The sequence below is a fragment of the Alishewanella maricola genome, from assembly GCF_016343785.1.
GTDB classification, from domain to species: Bacteria; Pseudomonadota; Gammaproteobacteria; order Enterobacterales; family Alteromonadaceae; genus Alishewanella; species Alishewanella maricola.
In genome coordinates this window covers 1-1,825 of the sequence record NZ_JAEINI020000036.1, presented here as the reverse complement: position 1 = coordinate 1,825, position 1,825 = coordinate 1, and the positions used below count along the sequence as shown (strand labels likewise).

1 protein-coding gene is annotated in these 1,825 nt (G+C 49.2%); it reads left to right on the top strand.

What is annotated here, in order from left to right; translation table 11 throughout:
• Window positions 1-224 precede the first annotated feature (224 nt).
• Window positions 225-1,784, top strand: a complete 1,560-nt coding sequence (tnpC, locus tag JAO78_RS16580) for an IS66 family transposase (RefSeq protein WP_226752473.1) — start codon at window positions 225-227, stop codon at window positions 1,782-1,784.
• The last annotated feature ends 41 nt before the right edge of the window (window positions 1,785-1,825 follow it).

Here is a 1,825-nt window from a genome sequence, read left to right as displayed (position 1 = left end):
TTCCGCTGGCCAAGGCAGATGCCAGGTAAAGTGTTGTCTATTAGCGAGCAGCAATGGCATTGGCTGTTGCAAGGTGTCGATATTCAAAAAATCACCGCGCACCAGCCGCTGCATTACCAGAGTGTGGGTTGATATGCCGATCGGCTATAAATCCTGTAGATCGCATCCAAAACAATCTAAATCTTACCAAGCACTTAGCCAAATTGGCCGTTACAATAACGGCCATGAAAAAGATACCTCAATCCTTACCTGATGATGTTGAACTGCTCAAGAAAATGCTGCTTGAGCAGACGCAAAAGCTTGAGCGCAAACTGGCGCAAAAAGACAAACGCATCGCTAAACTAGAGCGGGTTAACCAGCAGCTCTCGGATAAGTTACAGCAATTGCTGGAGCGCTATAACCTGAAGAAGTACCAGAAATTTAGCCCCAGCAGCGAGACCTACGAAGGTGAAGGCGAAGTCTTAAATGAGGCCGAACAGCTTATTGAAGACGAGTCCGTAGCGACAGAGCCAGACACTCAGACGACCGAGAGCGCTGAGAAAGCCGCCAAGCCACGCCGACCGCGTATTATTCCTGAATTGCCCCGCGTTGACGTTATCCATGACATTGACGATAAAACCTGTGTCTGCTGTGGCCATGCCCTGCATCAAATGGGTGAAGAAGTCAGTGAGCAAATTGAGTTCGTGCCCGCGAAAATCCGTGTGCTGAGAAATGTCCGGTTGAAATACAGCTGCCGGCAGTGTGAAACCAATGGCACTAAGGTCGACATTAAGATTGCCGATGTACCGCCTGCGGTTATCCCTAAGAGCATGGCCACGCCAAGTTTACTGGCGCAAATCATCAGCAGCAAAATGCACTATGGCTTGCCGTTATACCGTCAGGAGCAGTTGTTTAATCAGGCAGGTATTGAGCTTAGTCGTCAAACGATGAGTCGTTGGCTGATAACCTGTGCAGATAAACTTAAACCGCTACTGGCGTTAATGAAAGCCGAGCTGCTTAAACAGCCGGTGCTGTGGGCAGATGAAACCACCGTCAATGTGCTGGATGTTGAGAAAAGCACCTGTTACATGTGGGTATATGGCTGTGGCTTAGAAAAAAGTACCGGCCCCAAACTGGCGCTGTTTGATTATCAGGATAGCCGCAGCAGCAAACATCCCTGTGACTTCTTATCCGGCTTTAACGGTTATCTGCAGGTCGATGGTTATGCCGGATATGAGAAAACTCACGCAACCTTAGTCGGTTGCTGGGCGCATGCCCGACGCAAGTTCGTTGAAGCCCAAAAAGCACAGGGCAAAGGCAAAACGGGTAAAGCGGATGTGGCCCTTAACCACATCCAGAAACTCTATGCACTGGAGAGTAAATTAAAAACTGCGCCGCCTGATAAGAAGTATGACGCCAGACAAGCACTAGCTAAACCACTGCTAGAACAATTTAAAAGCTGGCTGGATAAATCAAGCGAGAGTGTCACGAAAGAAAGTTTACTGGGAGTCGCTATCACGTATAGCCTGAATCAGTGGCCCAAACTCATCCGCTATCTGGACGATGGCCGATTAAATATCGACAACAACCGTGCTGAGCGCGCCGTCAAACCGTTCGTGATTGGACGCAAGGCGTGGTTGTTTGCCAATACTGAAACGGGCGCAGAAGCCAGTGCTGCAATGTATAGCCTAGTCGAAACGGCCAAAATCAATGGTCTGGAACCGTATGATTACTTATGCCGCTTGCTGACAGAGCTGCCCAAAGCCAATACCCACGAGCAACTGCAAGAACTCCTGCCTTATTGATCAGCAGCCACACCGCAAGGTGTGGTTGTTGTTACGCTTAC

Bases quoted from the DNA above. Each gene is read 5' to 3' on its own strand.
- tnpC (WP_226752473.1), top strand. From the start codon at position 225: ATGAAAAAGATACCTCAATCCTTACCTGATGATGTTGAACTGCTCAAG.